Origin of the sequence: Aminipila sp., assembly GCF_032051575.1 — a bacterium.
GTDB lineage: Bacteria > Bacillota > Clostridia > Peptostreptococcales > Anaerovoracaceae > Aminipila.
The window spans coordinates 311,632-329,554 of sequence record NZ_DAMBYD010000005.1; the positions used below are offsets into that span (position 1 = coordinate 311,632).

A 17,923-nucleotide genomic window follows, 5' to 3' on the forward strand; every position below is an offset into this window, starting at 1 on the left:
GTTATGCCTCTTTCAGGACAGAAATAAATTCAGAAGCAATTTCCTTATACTGGTTAAATCCTGTCAACTGATTAAAGATTTCTTCCAAGGAGCCTTCACTACTTTTTGTCTGAAGTTCTGAAAATGTGCCATCTGCTACAATCTGACCACCATTAATAAGAATAATCCGGTCGCTGATTTTTTCTACAACTTCCATTATATGTGATGAATAAAAGATGGTTTTTCCCTGAGCTGCAAGCTCTGTAATAATTTCCTTAAAAATCATTACACTGTTTGCATCTAGTCCACTTAAAGGTTCGTCAAAGAATAAAATATCTGGGTTGTGAAGAAGGCTTGCAATAATAAGCACTTTTTGTTTCATACCCTTTGAAAATGAAGAAATTCTTGAATTATAAACATCCCCTATACCAAATAGGGAAACCAGCCTTTGCGCTTTTTTGTCAACAATTTCGAAGTCCATGCCGTATAACTCCCCAATAAAGGTAAGGTATTCCTGTGCGGTAAGGGTATCATACACCTCCGCTGTTTCTGGTACATAACCAATTTTTTTCTTATATTCAATGCTTCCCGAAGATATGTCTTCCCCAAACACCTTAACCTGACCTTGAAAACCTTCCAGAATTCCTAATAAAATTTTTACTGTTGTGCTTTTTCCTGCCCCATTAGGGCCTATATATCCAATGATTTGACCACTTTGTATCTCCAGGTTAATTCCTTTTAAAACTTGCTTATCTCCAAAGTTCATTTTCAAATCTTTAATAGAAATCATTGATTGATTTTCTTCATTCATTTAATACCACCTGCCTATAGCAGCAAACATACTAATTAAAAGAATAACAAGAGGAACTAAAATGACTAATCCAGCTAAAATAGAATTGCCTAAAGCTTTCCATGCAGAAAAGCCTTGAACTTCCCCTAAACATTTTAAGCCTACGATGACACTCCATATGGAAAAAACAAATTCTATCATACCTAGTACAATTAAAAGTATACTTAATGACAGACTAGCATCAACCATTGGTGTAGCAGTTGTAAACAATTCTTTACCATATAAAATTAATTCTGGAATCCAAAGAATTGAAACTACTATGTAAGGAATTGAGCCCCAGGTTATTGCTGCCCTTATTTGTTCTGTTGTGCCCTTTCCACCAATCCACGTTCCTGTCCATTTTAATAATAAAGCATCTAAATATACATAGCAGATTCCACCAATACTCCCACCAACTATGGCAATTAATAAAATACTCCACAGCGAGAATGTATCTCCCATGTTTTTTAAACTAGCTTTGTCTAACGCTGATAGTACTCCATAAATCATAGCTAAAGGAATAATGTATTTTCTTGGATTATCATTAAGAATATACCTCATAGTTTTTCTTGGTTTAGTCCACATACTGAACCAAGGATTCATTTTTTCCTGTATGTCTGGATCATTGTACATTTCATTGTTATCAATGTTCTCAATTTGGTTGTTATAATCATTCATATTAATCTCTCCTTTTTAAACTAGCTTTTACTTTTACTTTAGCCAGCTCCCCACTTTCCTTATTTTAGTCATACATTTTTAAGTATATCTCTTATAAGCTTTTATTCCAAGAAAAATATTCCTCCGTGTTTAGACAAAATTCGACATAATAAAATTTTCAAATGTTTTTAAGAATTATTTTTCTTTTTTGAATAGTTTGGCCTAGCTTGAATAGAATAAGTAATAAAAAGAAAGGTGGTAAAGTTATGACTACACTACAATGTAATGTTAATGTATGTTCAAGTAATAGTAAAGGGTATTGCTGCAGACCTTCTATCCATGTAAAGGGAGAAACTGCTCATACCAGCTCAGACACAGGTTGTGGATCATTCACAGAAAGAACACAAAATCAAATGACCAGTGGAGTTCGATATGACTCTCCTAACCAATCATTAAGTATTGACTGTGATGCACATAGATGCGTCTTTAACCAAAATAAAAATTGTACAGCAAGCTCTATTTCCATTAATCATGGTTACACTGGTACAGAGTGTGCATCTTTTAAACAAAGCTAAGGCAGATTTTCTGCCTTTACATATCCTCCCTAACAAAAGAAAGGCAGTCACTTCAACTGAAGTAGGCTGCCTTTAACTATTTCTTACATCAAATTATCATCATATACAGCTCTTTGTCCTCCAACACATTTACGGCGGGTTCTTGCTGCAAGTACGATTGCATTTCCTATATGCTTTGTCTCAATTCTAAGCGGTACTGCAACTTTCTTAAGATGCATGCCTATAAGAGTTCCGCCTATATCCAGCCCTGCATCAGCCTTTATTTCTTCAACAGCTACAGGATTTTTAAAAGTACTATATGCGGCTGTTGCAAAGGATCCTCCTGCTTTTGGCTGAGGAACAACATTTACAATAGCATCATCATTAGCTACTTCTCGTTCTACAATAATAGCTCTATTCAAATGTTCGCAGCACTGGGCTGCCAGATAGATTCCCTTTGGATTTAAAACCTCATATATACCAGTAAAAATGGCCTTAGCCACTTCAGGATTTGAATTGCTTCCTATTTTGCAGCCTTCAACTTCGCTTGATGAGCAGCCGATTACTACAATCGCACCCTTCTGTAACTTCGCACCTTCACACAGCTGTTCTGCAGCTGCTTTTGCTTCATTTTTAATCTGCTCTAACATATTACATTCCTCCCATATATGATTAATTTATATCGTTTAAAAATTCATACACCTAGTATATCACAAAATCTTATTTTCTCATAACTTTATACGTTGCAGAAGCTGTTGCCGCTATTTGATCACTGCCCTTTACTCGAGCTTCTCCATTTAAAGTCAGTAGTGAACGGCCTGAAGATACTAATTGTGCCTTTATTATAACCTTATCTTTTAAAAGAATAGGCTGTAAATAATTAATATTTAAACTTACAGTAGGAGAAAAGAATCCTCCAAGCTGCCTACAGATGCAGTTCGCAAATAATCCCAAAGACAAATCCATCATCGTAGCCGTAATGCCCCCATGCAGAACATCATTTGGATTCATTTCCCATTCAAACAAAGGCAGTTCAAACGTAATCGTTCTTTCTTCTGCATTACATTCTGAATACTCTATGTTCATCATATCATTTAATCTGCCCGGCTGTTCTTTAATTTTTTCCATAGTTATTTTAATATTTTTCTCTAAATCTTGCTGCTTAAAAATTTCTTCTATTGACATATAATCTCCTAACATTAGTATATATATTTATAAAAATCCTAAGTTTTTTGTAATTATTTGGTACTTATAGTCTATCACATTGAAATATTTACTTCAATTGAATATTTATTGTCCAAATATTTTGCAAAATATGCTATAATAATCTTTGTATAATTTAAATTTTATTATAAAAAAAGCCTCTGCGAGGCGCTCTTAGCTCGCATTCACTCGCATTTTAATTGTAGCTTTTTTTGATATTCCGGAAATATCGCAAACGATATTTCCTACATAATAAGAAACACCACAAAAGTGAGGGCAAAAATTTATGTATAAGTGTTCCTTAAATATAACTATTTATAGTGACAATAATCTTATATCTAATGTTATAAAAGATATTTCTCCACTAGAAAGATTTGAACATATCATTCATAGTTATGGAGAAATATCTGAATCTGTTTTTACAGACAGCGACATTATTATATTAGATATTCCTTACAAAACTGAATACTTACACAACTTATATTCACTAAAAAAGAATAGTGCTTTACTTATTGTGTGCGCTGGAAATCAAGATATTACATCGTTTGACTGTAAATCTTACGACTTGATGGATGAAATCTGGACAAGACCGCTCAATGAAGATTTAATCAAATTTCACTTTAACAAAATCCAGAAGCAGCTTAAGCAGACAAAAGATTTTGAACTGACACAAAAATATTTAGATACAACAATAGATTGTCTACCCGATTTAATCTGGTATAAAGATGTGAAAGGTGCTCACCTAAAAGTAAATCAAAGCTTTTGTAATACAGTAGGCAAAACAAAAGAAGATATAACGGGCCGTGGACATTACTATATTTGGGGACTTGAACCTGAAGAATATGAAAAAGGCGAATATGTCTGTTTGGAAACGGAAGAAATTGTTTTAAAAGAGAAGGAAACATTTCTTTTTGATGAAAAAGTTAAATGCAACAATGAAATGCGTCAATTCAAAACATATAAATCCCCTATATTGGATGATTTAGGCGAAGCTATAGGAACGGTTGGAATCGCTCGTGATGTTACTGATTTAAAAAATATCCAAATTGAATTGGATATTTTAATTCAAAACATTCCATTTGCTATTTTAATTACAGATAAATATCGTACTATTCTTAATGCAAACAATAGATATTTAGATATATTTTCTCTTAAAAAGTCCGATTTAATTGGTGAAACTTTAAATTCTTTTCAAAGGAAATACGCTGAGATAGCCAAAATAAACAATTGGTGCTTTCATAAAACTAAAAGAGGCCTGTATTTACATGGAGACCATAAAATCTTTAGAATTCAAAAAGAAAAATTACTTGATGTTTTTGGTGAAATTTCTGGATACATATATATGCATATTGATGTTACTTTTGAAGATAATTATGAGAATAAGCTTATAAGGGCTGCAAATACTGACTATCTGACAAAACTAAACAACAGACGAGGATTGGCCAATTTTCTCAGGCAATACCCTTGTCTGAGTCAAACAGCATTTATGCTTATCGATCTTGATGATTTTAAGCATATTAATGATCAGTACGGACATGCTGAAGGTGATCAGATTTTAGTTGATTTTTCAAATATTCTTCTAAGCATATTCCCAGGAAATAATATTTTCCGCTTAGGTGGAGATGAATTTCTGATTATTCTTATCGATGTTGCAGATCAAGGTATTATAAAAGCCTATGCCCAGACAATAATAGATGAATTTAAAACAAAAATATGCGGTTCTACTATACTTCAGGATGCATCTGTTAGTATAGGAATCGTAATTAATACAAATGATAAATTAAATTTTAATGATTTATTTAAAAGGGCAGATGTGGCTTTATATGAGTCAAAACATTTAGGTAAAAGCCGATATTCTTTTTGGGATAGTTCCAACATTTAAGAAATCCAATAGGAGGTAGGAAATTAATTTTCCTGCCTCCTATTTTCGTTGTAGAAAAATTAATTTTATAAAATTCTAATTTTTGTTGCATAATATTTGTAAGTTGTTATAATAATTATATAATATAGTTTTAAATATTACATTACGTAATTATAATTATTATCATTTAATAAATTAAAGGAGAGTTAATATGTCTGTATACAAAAAATTTATGAATGCAAGAGATCCACTTAGCAGCTTTACTCATTTTATTGGAGCATGCCTAGCGGTATTTGCTACTTTATTTCTTATAGTAAAATGCTTATACGTTGAAGTGACTAGTGAAATAACCTTTGCCAGTGTTATCTTCGGATTATCTATGATTGCACTTTACAGTACCAGTTCCATCTATCATTTTGTAAAAGTTCCATCTGATATTCTTGTACGTATAAGGAAATTAGATCATTCTATGATATATGTTTTAATTGCCGGTACCTATACCCCTTTGGTTATCGGTTTTATGGAGCCGAAACGTGCGATTATTTTTATGTCAGCTATCTGGGGTGTTGCACTTCTAGGAATAATAATCAAAGTATGCTGGTTGAATGCTCCTAGATGGCTATATACGTCTCTTTATCTTTTAATGGGCTGGGCCATTATTTTTGATTTTAATTTTCTTAAACAAATTCCAATTGGCGCAATTGTGCTAATTGCTTTTGGCGGAATCATGTATTCTATTGGTGCAGGCTTCTACATTGCAAAGAAACCTAATTTCAGCAGTATATTTGGTTTCCATGAAATATTCCATATCTTCGTTATACTAGGAACTGTATTTCAATTTAGCGCAATATACGTATATACTATTTAAATGTAATAAAAAGAAAAATTAAAAATCTAAAGTTAAAAGTTAAAGTTTAAAGCTACCGAATCTAAGATTTTTACTCAACATTTCGGTAGCTTTTTGTTTCATTTCTTACTAGTTATAACACTTTTCCATACTTTATTTTAATTATCCTACCATATTTATAAGTCTTCTTAGGAAATGGGGTAGCTTTTGTCAAAAATGCTACCATAAATGATAGATTTTCGAAAATTTGAGAGCAACAAGCGATGCATTAGATTATACAGTAAGTAAAATCTTTCCACTTGAAATCTTACAGCTGAAACCTCACAAACAAAAGCTTACAAAGAATACTCATACTGACCATCAGCCTTAACCTTATAATAATCGGCAAATGACGTCTTGAATATATCTTTCTCACCCTCCAAAGTAATCTGATTCTTAATTAAATACTGGTAAGTTCCCGCATAATCTATATTTCCCTGAAGGAGAATGCTGTCAAGTCTGTTTTCTCTTATAATGGCTTTTTTATAGCATTTGCTGTCTTCCCGAATAAACACTTCATCCCCTTCCTGAATCTGTCCTCTTCCCAGTGAAAGTGTTACCAGTCCAAAGAAGTTAATGGTATTTTTCATTGCATAAGTATCTTCGTAAGCATTTCTTCCGCCACACATATTCTCCGCCGCTAGCTTCCCCTGCTTCATGGCATTTGGCCATATTCCTGACATTCCTGCCACATCTCCTGCTGCATATATATCCCTTACGCTGGTTTCCATATATTCATTAACTTTTATATTACGTTCCGCCTCCATGCCAGATTCTACTACACATGCAATGGCTGGCCGTACCCCCGCTGCCACTATAACTACATCACAATCTAGTGTAGTTTTATCATCTAAAATAAGCTGGCAAACATTGTTCTGCTTATCTAAAACTGTTTCTGATGCTTTTCTTCCAAGGATAAACCGACATCCAGCATGTTCAAACAGTTTTTTATATGCATCACCTGCGGTTTCATCCAGCTGTATGGGAAGAATTCTTTCTGCCATTTCAACAACCGTTACATCCATTTTTTTCTCCAGTAAGGCATATGCTGCATCCATTCCTACAAGACCTGAACCAACGATTACAGCCTTTCCCTGCGGTCTGACGTATTTTACTATCTCCTGTGCATCACTTAAGTTCCTCAATCCAAAAACATTATTAGCGGTTCTAAAGTCACCTACAGGAGGCATAAAACTATCTGCCCCTGAGGCAATCAAAAGCTTATCATAACAGATAAGCTGATTATCTGATAATATAACATTTTTCCTATCCGGTATAATGGAGTTAACTTCTACGCCCTTTATCCATGTAATCCTGTTTTTCTCAAAGAAATCCTGTGGTACAAAATTAAGGGTATTTTCATTTCTTTCACCGCTTAAATATTTATGAAGCATACATCTTGAATGTACATATTCATCTTTAGAAATCACTACAATTTCTGCAGTATTATCTAATTCCCTGAGAGTTTTAGCAGCAGTTATGCCTGCAGCCCCCGCTCCTATTATTACATGTCTCATGCCTGCACCTCCTCAACCCAGATTGCCTTTTGGGGACAGTTTTTCACACAGTTTGGTTCTCCGCCTTCCCCCATGCAGAAATCGCACTTTATAACCTTAGTACGGGTCAGTGTATCTGGTTTTAAAACTCCGTATGGGCAGTTTATAACGCACATAAAACATGAACCACATTGTTTCTCATCATACGATACAATTCCGGTAACAGGGTCTTTAATTAAAGCGCCGCTCATACATGACATGGCACATTCTGGCAAATCACAGTGTCTGCAGAAAATTGGATAATAAACACCTTTTCCATCCCCTATAATGTGATTGCATGATTCATTTTTAGGGTCTGTCAGATCTAAATCGTAAACAGTTCCAGGGAACTCTCTATGTGCCTGCATACAGGCAGCAGTGCAGTTCTTGCATCCGTCACATTTGGTATAATCAATCATAATTCTTTTCATATTTCCGCCCCCTCTATATGTTTAAAGCTGAGCGTTTTTCCATAATGATTTTTTCTAAAATATCTGCAGTCTCTTTAGCGTCAGGATTAATTATAACCTGTCCTCCTGTTAACTGCTTCATATCTTCTGTCAAAATCTTAACCGCAACTTTGCTTCCTGTAATAAATGGAGGCAGACCTAAGTGTAATGGCAGACCAAGTGCCAAACCAAATGCTCCATCTGCTAATGCTTGCTCTTCAAGCCACTGAGCTGCGGAAAGAACAAGTGGAAGTTGTGGTAAATCTACCCCCAGTTCTTCTGCTATTTCTGTGGCAACAATTTCAAGACGGCCTATGGCAAGACATGGGCCAAAGTTTAATACCGGTGGAATCCCTAATTTTTCACACACTGCTCTTAGCTTTGGTCCAGCAAGTTTTGCTGCATCTGGGGTCATTAACCCGCAGTTTTCAATACCTCCTGAAGAACATCCTGCAGTAAGTACAAGAATATCCTTAGCAATTAGTTCTTTTGTAAGTTCAACACTAAGAACATCATGACCACCAGCAGTCAGATTAGAACAGCCTACTACACCAGCAAGGCCTTTTATTTCTCCTGCTAGAATCAAATCGATTAAAGGCTTCCATCTTCCACCTAAAAATTCTTTCAAAGATACTTCACTTACACCAGTAAGTGTGTTGTCGTTTCCGTGCTCCGGCATTAAGTTAAGGGGTACATCCTTGCGAATTGTATTATATGCTCCCACCAGCATATCTATCAGAGGCTTCCATTCTCCATTTGCCTGAGACAAATCGATATTCACCTTTCCACGTCTTGCTGAATAAGCCTCTACTATCTTATTTATAATTTCATTACTTTGTTGTTCTCTTTTAGCGAAATCAAATTCCATTAGTTCTGCATTTGACTTCTTTGCAACACTATCTAAACAAATCTGCTTAATCTTTAACTCTTCACAGATTGGTTCAATGCCAGGAAGTGTACAGTTAAATTCAGACAAAACAGCATCGATTGCACCAGTGGCAAGTATAGCTTCGCTTGTATAATTATTTCCGGCATGTCCTTTAAAAACCTCAGTATAATGACTCCCTCTAAGCTGTAAATCCTGTTCCACACAAGTACAGCCTACAAGTCTGAAGCCTTTTGCCCCTGCTGCCTTTGCTTTTTCTACTGATTCAGGCTGAATCAGTCTTTCCTGCAAATCTACAAACATGGAATGCTGATGACCTGTAATCATAATATTGATATATTCAGGATCAATAACCCGAAGCCCTACAGGTGCGGTTCTCAGTTCGGGTTCTCCTAAAAGAACATCGTTTAACAAATTGGTTAAAGTTAAGCCATAAATACCTGTAGAAATGCCCAGCCTTAAACAATCAACAAGCATGTCCACGGGATCGGAATTTAAGTTAGTTGAACATTTTACAACTCCTTTAAATACTTCCGATTTTGCACCACCCGGAAGAATACCAAGCTCTTTCCATTTTTCAAATCTTGGCTTATAAGCAAGTTTTTCAACCAATTCCATTTTTACATATTCTGGTTTATATAAATCACTTATTACTGCATCTGCTACTTTTTCTGCTTTTTCATATGCATCTCCTGAAGTAATACCAAAAATATTACAAAGACGTTCAAGTGCCCGCAAGCCTTTAATCTTGCCCTTTGTTTTTGCTGTATTTTTAAGATTTAATGCGGTATTCTCTACTATATGTATATAACAGCCTGAACCTGAAGCTACAGCTCTCAAAAAATTTCGCGTTACAATCGTATCAGCATTTGCACCACAAATTCCCCGAGGTGCATCTGGTGTTATACGACATGGCCCATTTGAACAGAGCCTGCAACAGACTCCCTGAAGTCCAAAGTTGCACTTTGTACTTTGTGAAGCCACTCTGTGATGAGAAGTTTCCATGGGTAATTTAGCTATAAACTCCTCCAATGGTTTATCTGCACTTTTACAAGTATTACATCCAAAACAATTATTCATAAACGTCCTCCAACTCTTTAGCATTTTAATAAAATTACATGAAAAATATATACCACAAAATCTCATTATGTACCATCTTTTATTTTAATTATATAGTAATACATTTTATCATGTTTTTAAGTAGCAAATAAATCTTGTTTGTAATAATATATTATATCAAATTTAATAAAAGGGGGTTTTTGAATGAAACCGGTTAAAAGGCTTCAAGATTCTTGTATTCCATCGAGCCAAATAAATTTGATATTTGAATCAAGAATGATTTGGAGAGATTTGGCTAATTGGATTAGATCCTATTTAGTAAGTGCATATGCTGGTTTTGGTGATATGGCACAAGTAGAAGAAAAAATTAAATCAGTTCTGATAAAAAATTATAATATTCTCAGTTTAGTATTTGGAGAAAAATATTCAGAACAATATTATAATCTGATATCTGATTTTATCAATATTTTAAGATCTATGGTTGATGCGCAAATAAATGGTGACACGAATGCAGTAAATGAATATACAAAGCAGTTGTATGAAAATGCAGATCGGAGAGCTGCTTTTGCAGCACAGGTTAATCCGTTTTGGCTGGAAAGTGAATGGAAAAACTATTTATACCAGTTTATTGATATGACCATAAATGAATCGAATACATTTTTAAATAAAGATTATACAAAAAACGTAGATATATATGATAGACTTTTAATTCTTACTTCAAAAATGGGTGATTTCTATTCGAAAGGATTGATTGATTATTTAACTTATTCAAAATAATTCATGTTATTATAATAAATTTAGGAGGTTAGAACTTTTCTTTTAATCTCTTGAAACTAATTGTACAAGCTAGCATTTTTCTACACAATACATTTTTATTTTTGGTTCTTGTTTCCTAATTTGTGTGATAAATTCATATTTTTTTTGGTTTTTTTTACAAATTGCTTTTTTCCTACATAAATCTATTGAAATTATCTCATTTTATGTTATCTTATATACTGATATATTATATAAAGAAGGGTTGTGACAATTTAGTTGGAAAAAATCAAATTACACGGATTCAATAATCTGACAAAAACTTTAAGCTTCAATTTATACGATGTGAGCTATACCAAAACGGTATGTGACAGAAAAGCTTATATTGAATATATAGATGAAGAATACAATGCACCCAAACTTACAGGTATACTTGAAAATGTTACACAGATAATCGGTGCAAACATTTTAAATATTGCTGTACAGGACTATGATCCTCAGGGTGCCAGTGTTACTATTTTAATTTGTGAGGAAAGTGAACCTCCTGCTCATCATCCATATAACCTTAACCCTTCAGTGGTTGGACATTTGGACAAGAGTCACATAACGGTTCATACTTATCCCGAATATCATCCGGATAACGGAGTTTGTACCTTCAGAGCAGATATTGACGTATCTACCTGCGGTGAGATTTCCCCACTGATGGCTTTAAATTATTTAATTGACAGCTTTGACGCTGATATTATGACGATAGATTATAAAGTTAGGGGCTTTACACGTGATATAAAAGGTAATAAATTATTCATTGATCACGATATCACCTCTATTCAAAATTATATTGAACAAGAGTTTTTAAATGTTTATCAAATGATAGACGTTAATGTTTATCAGGAAAATACTTTCCATACAAAATGTAAGGTAAGGAATTTCCAGCTTGATGACTACTTATTCAATTTATGTGAAAAAGATTTAAATGAAAAAGATTTAAAAAAGATTACGAATAGATTAAGAAATGAAATTGATGAAATCTTCTATGGAAGAAATTTACCTACACTATATTAATTAGCTGTACAAAATTTAAAGGAGATATACTATTATGATGCATGAAATGGCAGACCTATGGTTCAATGAACACCACGTTATAAACTCAGTAAAATTAGGATTGAATATACAAGAAATTCTTCATACGGAAATCACACCTTTTCAAAAGCTTGAAATGTATAAAAATGATACTTTTGGAGTATTTATGACTTTAGACGGTTTTATTCAGGTTACTGAAAAAGATGAATTTGTATACCATGATATGATTTGCCACCCTGCTCTTGCAGTAAATCCAAACATCAAAAAAGTGTTAATTATTGGTGGTGGAGATGGGGGTACTGCCCGAGAAATAGCCAGATACCCACACATTGAAACGATTGATATGGTTGAAATCGATGGCGCTGTCGTTGAAGCTTGTAAAAAATATATGCCTTCTCTGGCTTCTGTTTACTCTAATGAACCAAGATTAAACCTTATAATTGGTGATGGCCTTAAATTTGTGGAAGAATCAGCAGATAAAACTTACGATTTAATTTTAGTTGACTCTACAGATCCCGCTGGTCCTGGAGAAGGTTTATTTACTATTAAATTTTATGAAAACTGTTATCGAGCACTAAAAGAAGATGGTATATTAATAAACCAGCACGAATGTGCATTCCATGCGCTTGACGCAGAACAGATGCAAAAGGCTCATAGCAAAATAAAGAAGGTGTTCCCTATTGCTAAGGTATATGGTTTTAACATTCCAACCTATGCAACAGGATACTGGTACTTCGGATTTGCTTCAAAAAAATATGATCCAATTTCAGATTTAAAAGCTGAAGAATGGGAAAAATTCGGTTTAAAGACTAAATACTATAATACGGAGCTCCATACTGGTGCTTTTGCTCTTCCAAATTATGTTAAGGAAGTTTTAGCCAAAGCCTAGACAAGACAACAAACATATGTTAAGATAACGGGGTTGTTTATATAAGCAGCCTCGTTTTAACTATAAAAACTAAATAGGACAGTTCGTAACCATCCTGTCGTTAAATAAAACTAGGACCTGCCTGCTTGGATTTAAGCAGGATTATTTGTGGTGCTATAGGCGCCATTTTTATTTTGTGTTCTTTTTTTGATTGCGTTTGGATATGGCTTCCTATATAAACTGAAAGGAAATTTTATGTCAGACGAAAATCATCTTATCCGATATTCTGTCATTACCGAAAAAAATCCCAGAGAAATAGTGCTTCTTCGGGGGAATGGCTGTAAATGGCGTCGATGCAAGTTTTGTGATTATCATCTGGATTTTAATTTAAATCCCCAATTAAACTATGAACTAAATGCAAAAGTTTTAGAATATGTTACTGGCCGTTTCAAACACCTTGAAGTGATTAATTCGGGAAGTTTTTCCGACTTAGATCAAAATACTATGAATCTTATAAAGGAGATCTGCGTAAAAAAGGAAATTACGCACCTTTATTTTGAATGTCATTGGAATGACAGGCATTATATTCAGGGTGCAAAAAAGGAATTGAATGATTTAGGTATCACACTGAAAATAAAAGGCGGTGTAGAAACCTTTGATATGAAATACAGAGAATCCGTATTTTGTAAGGGTATTGATACTGAAAGTCCCGAAGAAATGGCCAAATATTATGACCAGGTGTGTCTCTTATTTGGTGTTACCGGTCAGACGCAGTTATCTATGGAGAATGACCTTGAAACAGGTTTAAAATATTTTAATCGCGTTTGTGTAAACATAATGGTAAACAACAGTACACAAATCAAACCAGACAAGCAGGTTATTTCAATTTTTACAGATAAAATTTATCCAAAATACAAAAAGAATTCCAGAGTTGATATTCTATTAAATAATACCGATTTTGGTGTGGGAGGAAAAAATGAGTAATGAACTTTTATTAATAATCAATATAATAGTATTATATTCAGGAGTACTTATATGGTATAAGCTTTTTGGCAGCAGCGGTCTTCTTTGCTGGACGGTATTTGCAACTATCGCTGCAAACATAGAAGTACTTATCTTAGTTGATGCCTTTGGGATAGAACAGACCCTTGGTAACATTATGTTTGCAACTACCTTTATTGTTACGGATATTCTCAGTGAAACAGAGGGAAAACAAAAGGCACAAAAAGCTGTAAACATTGGTATCCTTACATCTATATCATTTATAGTAGTGACCCAGCTATGGCTTCAATATACGCCTTCAGTCAATGATTGGGCATTTCCAAGTATTCAGGTAATTTTTTCAAATACACCAAGACTTATGCTTGTAAGCTTAGTAGTATATGTAATAGCACAGAATTTTGATGTCTGGGCTTACCACAAAATCTGGGAAATTACCAACAAAATGTGCAGCGACAAAAACAAATATTTATGGCTTAGAAATAATGGTTCAACCATGCTTTCACAACTTCTGAATACTGCCCTATTCTCTTTTGGAGCTTTCTGGGGAAAGTATCCAATAGACACTTTAATTAGTATAGTATTGTCTAGTTATATTATATTTTTAATAACCTCTTTAGCTGACACTCCTATTATATATGCTGCTCGTAAAATCAACCATAGTATAAAAAGCAAATAATATAACAGATAAACTGAACCCAGCTTTTAGAATAGTAATCCTGCAAAGGCAGCCAACAAACCTAGGATTGTAGAAAGCATATAATAAACTAAAAAAGTAAATATTTTTTTAGTTTTAATAAGCAATACAGCTTCATAATTGAATGTTGAAAATGTTGTAAATCCCCCTAAAATGCCAGTACCAAGTAATAATCTCCATATAGAACTGGAATGTAGTCCGATTAAAAGACCTAAAAGAAAAGACCCTGTTATATTAATTATAAAGGTAGCAAAAGGAAAGCTTGTATTAAGATATTTCTTATTTAAATCAGATAATGCAGATCTTAAAAAAGCCCCTATACCTCCACCAATTCCTACTAAAATAATATTTAAAAACATTTACCGCTCCTTGTACTTTGACTTTCTTTTTTTGCTTTGTAATACTTAAGGAATTTATCACATACTATAACACTTAATACCGCCAGAACTAATCCACCAATTAAGTTACCTAATGAATAGCAAGCTGCTGTTACTACTTCTCCATCTAAAATTAGTTGAACAGTATCTGTAGTGAACGAAGAAAAAGTTGTAAAAGCACCTATAAATCCAGTTCCTATTCCTGTGACCAAATCAGCAGGAATAGGTGATATCTCTCTTAGTAAAATAAAAACTATAGGTAATAAAAAAGAGCCTAATAAATTCGCAGCTAAAATACCATACGGTATATCCATAGTTGCTGGCATAAGCATCCCTATTAAATACCGGCATGCAGCTCCCAGCATCCCCATTATTGAAATAATTATATATTTTTTTGCATTCATATCCGACACTTCCTAAAACTCTATTTATTTATGTATACTTGTACTACGGAAGTCACCTTCTTTCATACAGCACTTTTTGTTATTATAACATAAGTAAAAGAATATAAAAACAGCAATGACCTATCTACGTATAACATGTAGAAGCCATTGCTGATATATTAGACCTATTTTTATTTAATAACGTTTTCTTGTCTCTTTATTTTGTGAGTAGTTGTTTTTACAAACTCAGCATCTCTTATAACAATATGTCTTACTCTCTTATAATTTGGTAAGGTTTGATTTAAATCTGCAATTTTGCTTTTTAAAAGTTTATAAACTTCATCCTGCTCATCAGCACATCCAAATTCATCATTTATCGTATCATATGCTGGTCTTATCTGAACACTGACAGTCGTTTCGCCAGTTTCTTCATTTTCTGTGCCATATACCATACATTCTTCAATATAAGGAATTTTATTTAAATATTCTTCTATTTCCTCAGGATAAATATTCTTACCAGTCTTAGTTACGATTACATTCTTCTTTCTTCCGCTTAAGTATAGACAGCCATTCTCATCTACAAAACCTAAATCTCCTGTGTGGAACCAGCCATCTTTTAAAACCTCTGCAGTCTTTTCCGGCATATTATAATAACCAAGCATAACATTTGGCCCTTTGAAAATAATTTCTCCAATGCCATCTTCATTTTGGTTTATAATCTGTAATTGCCCACTTGGAACTACTTGTCCTACTGATCCTGCTTTTGAGTATCTGTCAGTAAAATCTGGCGTTCCTGAAACCAAAGGAGCTGTTTCCGTAAGTCCATATCCCATAACCATATCGATACCCAAATCCTGGAACCCGCGCACAACATTAGGACTTATAGCAGCTGCTCCAGTTACAAGCATTCTTAATTTGCCACCAAAGTTTGAATAAACTGAGCTGAAAATCTTTCTCCGTGCATCTATTCCTACCTTCTTTAATGTCTTATTAAGTTTAATGGCCATTTTCAAGGCCTTTGTCATATCCGACTTTTCTGCTTGTTTCCAAATCTTATTGTACATAGATTCAAAAATAAGCGGAACACCTACGAGCATGGTTGCCTGTGCTTCTGCAAGATTCTTAACGACATATTTCAAGCCTTCATAGAAAGCAACTGAGCCTCCTTGAAACAGTACAACCATGATACATACTGTGGATTCAAATGTATGATGTATAGGTAAAATGGATAAAGCACGGTCATCTTCTTTAAGTTTTACAATTCTGCTAATATCCTGAACATTGCTGACAATGTTTTTATGGCAAAGCATTACAGCCTTTGGGACATCTGTTGTTCCTGAAGTAAATAAAAGCATTCTTACTTCCATAGGATCAATGACTATATCTACATAACGCCTATCCCCTTTGCCTAGCATTTTTCTGCCTTCTTCAATTAGATTTTCCCAGGTGTTTTCATGACTACGCTGGTCTTTTTGTGAATAAATTTCCATCTGAAATTTATGTGGAATATCTACATCCTTAAATGTACTTTTATAAGCAGAAGTATAAAATATAGCTTTGCAATTTGCAGTAGTCAGTAAATTAATAATTTCTTCCTTACTTAACTCTTTATCTAATGGAACTACTTTGCCAACCCCATTTACAATAGCAAAATAAGAAACCATCCATGCATAACAATTTTCACCAATAACTGCAATATTTTCTCCTTCAAGTCCCAAATCAATTAATTTAGTTCCTAAAGCATCAACGTCATCTTTTAAAGTAATGTAGTTTATTTCTTTATAATCTCCACCCTTTTCTTCTTTATATAAAAACGCTGGTTTTTTACCAAATAATTCTTTACTAGTACTCAACATTTCTTTAAGAGTATCTATTTCTCTAACCTTATATAGTTTACTTTTATATATATTTTCATATATCATCCAAGGTCCTCCAATTGTTATTCTCTTAACTAAATTTTTATGATATAATATTAGTATATCACAGATATAGTGTAAAATCGATATTTTTTCAATATCACATGATATAATTTTCATAATCATATTACACTATATTTAAGGAAAAAGAAAGGAATTTTTTTATTATGAGTACACATATTAATGCTGCTTCAAAAGGCGACATTGCTGAATCAATATTACTACCTGGTGATCCATTAAGAGCAAAATTCATTGCAGAAAACTTTTTAGAAAGTCCAAAGTTATACAATGAAATTCGAGGCATGTATGGCTATACAGGAACTTATAAGGGTGTTCCCGTTTCTGTTCAAGGTACTGGTATGGGTATGCCTTCCATGGGTATTTACTCATGGGAATTAATCACTGAATACGGCGTGCAGAATCTGATTCGAATTGGTACAGCTGGTTCGTTCCATGAAGATGTTAAAATTGGTGATGTAGTTCTTGGTATTGCTGCTTCAACAGATTCAAATTATGTTCATGCTTTCGACGTTCCTGGAAACTATGCACCTACTGCAAGCTGGGAATTACTTTTAAAAGCTCATGAAGCGAATAAAGATTTAGGTGTTTCTCTTAAAGCTGGAAATATTGTTTCCTGCGACGTATTCTATGAATTCGGAGACTGGTGGAAAAAATGGGCAAAGATGGATGTCCTTGCTGTAGAAATGGAAGCTGCTGCACTGTACATGAATGCTGCTTATAACAAAGTAAATGCGCTTGCTATGGTAACAATCAGTGACCACTTCATAACAGGTGAACATTCAACCAGTGAAGAAAGACAACACTCCTTCACAGATATGATGAATCTTGCATTAGAAATGTGTATTAAATAAATCTAAAAAAAAGACTGTTCTGAGTATGAACCGCTCCCCGTCAAGTAGACAACTGAATAAATATAAACTTTTTCATCCAG

General features: G+C 33.8%; 19 protein-coding genes. 9 read left to right on the forward strand and 10 right to left on the reverse strand.

The window, feature by feature from the left end; translation table 11 throughout:
• Position 1: 1 nt before the first annotated feature.
• Both RTW14_RS09130 and RTW14_RS09135 read right to left on the reverse strand, forming a co-directional pair.
• Positions 2–790 carry an ABC transporter ATP-binding protein gene (locus RTW14_RS09130; protein WP_312649780.1) on the reverse strand — a complete coding sequence of 263 codons (789 nt, stop codon included), beginning with the start codon at positions 788–790 and terminating at the stop codon, positions 2–4.
• Positions 791–1,486: a Yip1 family protein gene (locus RTW14_RS09135; RefSeq protein ID WP_312649782.1), complete on the reverse strand. Its 696-nt coding sequence runs from the start codon at positions 1,484–1,486 to the stop codon at positions 791–793.
• A gap of 245 nt (positions 1,487–1,731) precedes the next feature.
• Between RTW14_RS09135 and RTW14_RS09140 the strand changes: the two genes are divergently transcribed.
• Positions 1,732–2,040 (forward strand): DUF1540 domain-containing protein, encoded by a 309-nt coding sequence (locus tag RTW14_RS09140; RefSeq protein WP_312649784.1) that lies wholly within the window; start codon positions 1,732–1,734, stop codon positions 2,038–2,040.
• 83 nt (positions 2,041–2,123) lie between these two features.
• Here the strand turns inward: RTW14_RS09140 and RTW14_RS09145 are convergent, their stop codons facing one another.
• Together RTW14_RS09145 and RTW14_RS09150 are read right to left on the reverse strand one after the other, a co-directional pair.
• Complete coding sequence (locus RTW14_RS09145) at positions 2,124–2,669, reverse strand: TIGR01440 family protein (protein WP_312649786.1); 546 nt, start codon at positions 2,667–2,669, stop codon at positions 2,124–2,126.
• 70 nt (positions 2,670–2,739) lie between these two features.
• Complete coding sequence (locus RTW14_RS09150) at positions 2,740–3,204, reverse strand: PaaI family thioesterase (protein ID WP_312649789.1); 465 nt, start codon at positions 3,202–3,204, stop codon at positions 2,740–2,742.
• A 304-nt stretch (positions 3,205–3,508) separates the two neighbouring features.
• On the opposite strand from RTW14_RS09150, the gene RTW14_RS09155 reads away from it, so the two are divergent.
• Entirely contained in the window at positions 3,509–5,104 is a 1,596-nt protein-coding gene (locus tag RTW14_RS09155; RefSeq protein ID WP_312649792.1) for a sensor domain-containing diguanylate cyclase, read from the forward strand.
• A 190-nt stretch (positions 5,105–5,294) separates the two neighbouring features.
• Positions 5,295–5,951 carry a PAQR family membrane homeostasis protein TrhA gene (trhA, locus tag RTW14_RS09160; RefSeq protein WP_312649795.1) on the forward strand — a complete coding sequence of 219 codons (657 nt, stop codon included), beginning with the start codon at positions 5,295–5,297 and terminating at the stop codon, positions 5,949–5,951.
• 314 nt (positions 5,952–6,265) lie between these two features.
• Here trhA and RTW14_RS09165 read toward each other — a convergent pair whose 3' ends face one another.
• From RTW14_RS09165 to RTW14_RS09175, 3 genes are read right to left on the reverse strand one after another with little or no spacing between them, the layout of a single operon-like run.
• Positions 6,266–7,486, reverse strand: a complete 1,221-nt coding sequence (locus RTW14_RS09165; protein WP_312649797.1) for an NAD(P)/FAD-dependent oxidoreductase — start codon at positions 7,484–7,486, stop codon at positions 6,266–6,268.
• A complete protein-coding gene (locus tag RTW14_RS09170; RefSeq protein WP_312649801.1) occupies positions 7,483–7,935 on the reverse strand; it encodes a 4Fe-4S dicluster domain-containing protein in 453 nt (150 codons plus the stop codon). Before RTW14_RS09170 ends, RTW14_RS09165 begins: the two co-directional genes overlap by 4 nt.
• A gap of 13 nt (positions 7,936–7,948) precedes the next feature.
• Entirely contained in the window at positions 7,949–9,919 is a 1,971-nt protein-coding gene (locus RTW14_RS09175; protein WP_312649804.1) for a carbon monoxide dehydrogenase, read from the reverse strand.
• Positions 9,920–10,102: 183 nt separating this feature from the next.
• Between RTW14_RS09175 and RTW14_RS09180 the strand changes: the two genes are divergently transcribed.
• From RTW14_RS09180 to RTW14_RS09200, 5 genes are all read left to right on the forward strand, one after another.
• Positions 10,103–10,675: a hypothetical protein gene (locus RTW14_RS09180; protein ID WP_312649807.1), complete on the forward strand. Its 573-nt coding sequence runs from the start codon at positions 10,103–10,105 to the stop codon at positions 10,673–10,675.
• Between the two features lie 255 nt (positions 10,676–10,930).
• Positions 10,931–11,713: an adenosylmethionine decarboxylase gene (speD, locus tag RTW14_RS09185; protein WP_312649814.1), complete on the forward strand. Its 783-nt coding sequence runs from the start codon at positions 10,931–10,933 to the stop codon at positions 11,711–11,713.
• Positions 11,714–11,747: 34 nt separating this feature from the next.
• Positions 11,748–12,620 carry a polyamine aminopropyltransferase gene (gene speE, locus RTW14_RS09190; RefSeq protein WP_331654425.1) on the forward strand — a complete coding sequence of 291 codons (873 nt, stop codon included), beginning with the start codon at positions 11,748–11,750 and terminating at the stop codon, positions 12,618–12,620.
• A 234-nt stretch (positions 12,621–12,854) separates the two neighbouring features.
• Positions 12,855–13,583 carry a radical SAM protein gene (locus RTW14_RS09195; RefSeq protein WP_312649818.1) on the forward strand — a complete coding sequence of 243 codons (729 nt, stop codon included), beginning with the start codon at positions 12,855–12,857 and terminating at the stop codon, positions 13,581–13,583.
• Positions 13,576–14,277 carry a queuosine precursor transporter gene (locus RTW14_RS09200; protein ID WP_312649821.1) on the forward strand — a complete coding sequence of 234 codons (702 nt, stop codon included), beginning with the start codon at positions 13,576–13,578 and terminating at the stop codon, positions 14,275–14,277. The genes RTW14_RS09195 and RTW14_RS09200 overlap by 8 nt, the downstream gene beginning before the upstream one ends.
• 26 nt (positions 14,278–14,303) lie before the next feature.
• Here the strand turns inward: RTW14_RS09200 and RTW14_RS09205 are convergent, their stop codons facing one another.
• The 3 genes from RTW14_RS09205 to RTW14_RS09215 form a co-directional block, all read right to left on the reverse strand.
• The gene (locus tag RTW14_RS09205; protein WP_312649825.1) at positions 14,304–14,654 is read right to left on the reverse strand and encodes a fluoride efflux transporter FluC; all 351 of its coding nucleotides are present in this window, start codon (positions 14,652–14,654) and stop codon (positions 14,304–14,306) included.
• Positions 14,645–15,076 carry a fluoride efflux transporter CrcB gene (crcB, locus tag RTW14_RS09210; protein WP_312649828.1) on the reverse strand — a complete coding sequence of 144 codons (432 nt, stop codon included), beginning with the start codon at positions 15,074–15,076 and terminating at the stop codon, positions 14,645–14,647. Before crcB ends, RTW14_RS09205 begins: the two co-directional genes overlap by 10 nt.
• A gap of 170 nt (positions 15,077–15,246) precedes the next feature.
• Positions 15,247–16,977, reverse strand: a complete 1,731-nt coding sequence (locus tag RTW14_RS09215) for an AMP-dependent synthetase/ligase (RefSeq protein WP_312649830.1) — start codon at positions 16,975–16,977, stop codon at positions 15,247–15,249.
• A 161-nt stretch (positions 16,978–17,138) separates the two neighbouring features.
• On the opposite strand from RTW14_RS09215, the gene deoD reads away from it, so the two are divergent.
• Complete coding sequence (gene deoD / locus RTW14_RS09220) at positions 17,139–17,843, forward strand: purine-nucleoside phosphorylase (RefSeq protein ID WP_312649833.1); 705 nt, start codon at positions 17,139–17,141, stop codon at positions 17,841–17,843.
• Positions 17,844–17,923: the final 80 nt, after the last annotated feature.

Coding starts and splice junctions, on each gene's coding strand:
- RTW14_RS09130 (WP_312649780.1), bottom strand. CDS start 790: ATGAATGAAGAAAATCAATCAATGATTTCTATTAAAGATTTGAAAATG.
- RTW14_RS09135 (WP_312649782.1), bottom strand. CDS start 1,486: ATGAATGATTATAACAACCAAATTGAGAACATTGATAACAATGAAATG.
- RTW14_RS09140 (WP_312649784.1), top strand. CDS start 1,732: ATGACTACACTACAATGTAATGTTAATGTATGTTCAAGTAATAGTAAA.
- RTW14_RS09145 (WP_312649786.1), bottom strand. CDS start 2,669: ATGTTAGAGCAGATTAAAAATGAAGCAAAAGCAGCTGCAGAACAGCTG.
- RTW14_RS09150 (WP_312649789.1), bottom strand. CDS start 3,204: ATGTCAATAGAAGAAATTTTTAAGCAGCAAGATTTAGAGAAAAATATT.
- RTW14_RS09155 (WP_312649792.1), top strand. CDS start 3,509: ATGTATAAGTGTTCCTTAAATATAACTATTTATAGTGACAATAATCTT.
- trhA (WP_312649795.1), top strand. CDS start 5,295: ATGTCTGTATACAAAAAATTTATGAATGCAAGAGATCCACTTAGCAGC.
- RTW14_RS09165 (WP_312649797.1), bottom strand. CDS start 7,486: ATGAGACATGTAATAATAGGAGCGGGGGCTGCAGGCATAACTGCTGCT.
- RTW14_RS09170 (WP_312649801.1), bottom strand. CDS start 7,935: ATGAAAAGAATTATGATTGATTATACCAAATGTGACGGATGCAAGAAC.
- RTW14_RS09175 (WP_312649804.1), bottom strand. CDS start 9,919: ATGAATAATTGTTTTGGATGTAATACTTGTAAAAGTGCAGATAAACCA.
- RTW14_RS09180 (WP_312649807.1), top strand. CDS start 10,103: ATGAAACCGGTTAAAAGGCTTCAAGATTCTTGTATTCCATCGAGCCAA.
- speE (WP_331654425.1), top strand. CDS start 11,748: ATGATGCATGAAATGGCAGACCTATGGTTCAATGAACACCACGTTATA.
- RTW14_RS09195 (WP_312649818.1), top strand. CDS start 12,855: ATGTCAGACGAAAATCATCTTATCCGATATTCTGTCATTACCGAAAAA.
- RTW14_RS09200 (WP_312649821.1), top strand. CDS start 13,576: ATGAGTAATGAACTTTTATTAATAATCAATATAATAGTATTATATTCA.
- RTW14_RS09205 (WP_312649825.1), bottom strand. CDS start 14,654: ATGTTTTTAAATATTATTTTAGTAGGAATTGGTGGAGGTATAGGGGCT.
- crcB (WP_312649828.1), bottom strand. CDS start 15,076: ATGAATGCAAAAAAATATATAATTATTTCAATAATGGGGATGCTGGGA.
- RTW14_RS09215 (WP_312649830.1), bottom strand. CDS start 16,977: ATGATATATGAAAATATATATAAAAGTAAACTATATAAGGTTAGAGAA.
- deoD (WP_312649833.1), top strand. CDS start 17,139: ATGAGTACACATATTAATGCTGCTTCAAAAGGCGACATTGCTGAATCA.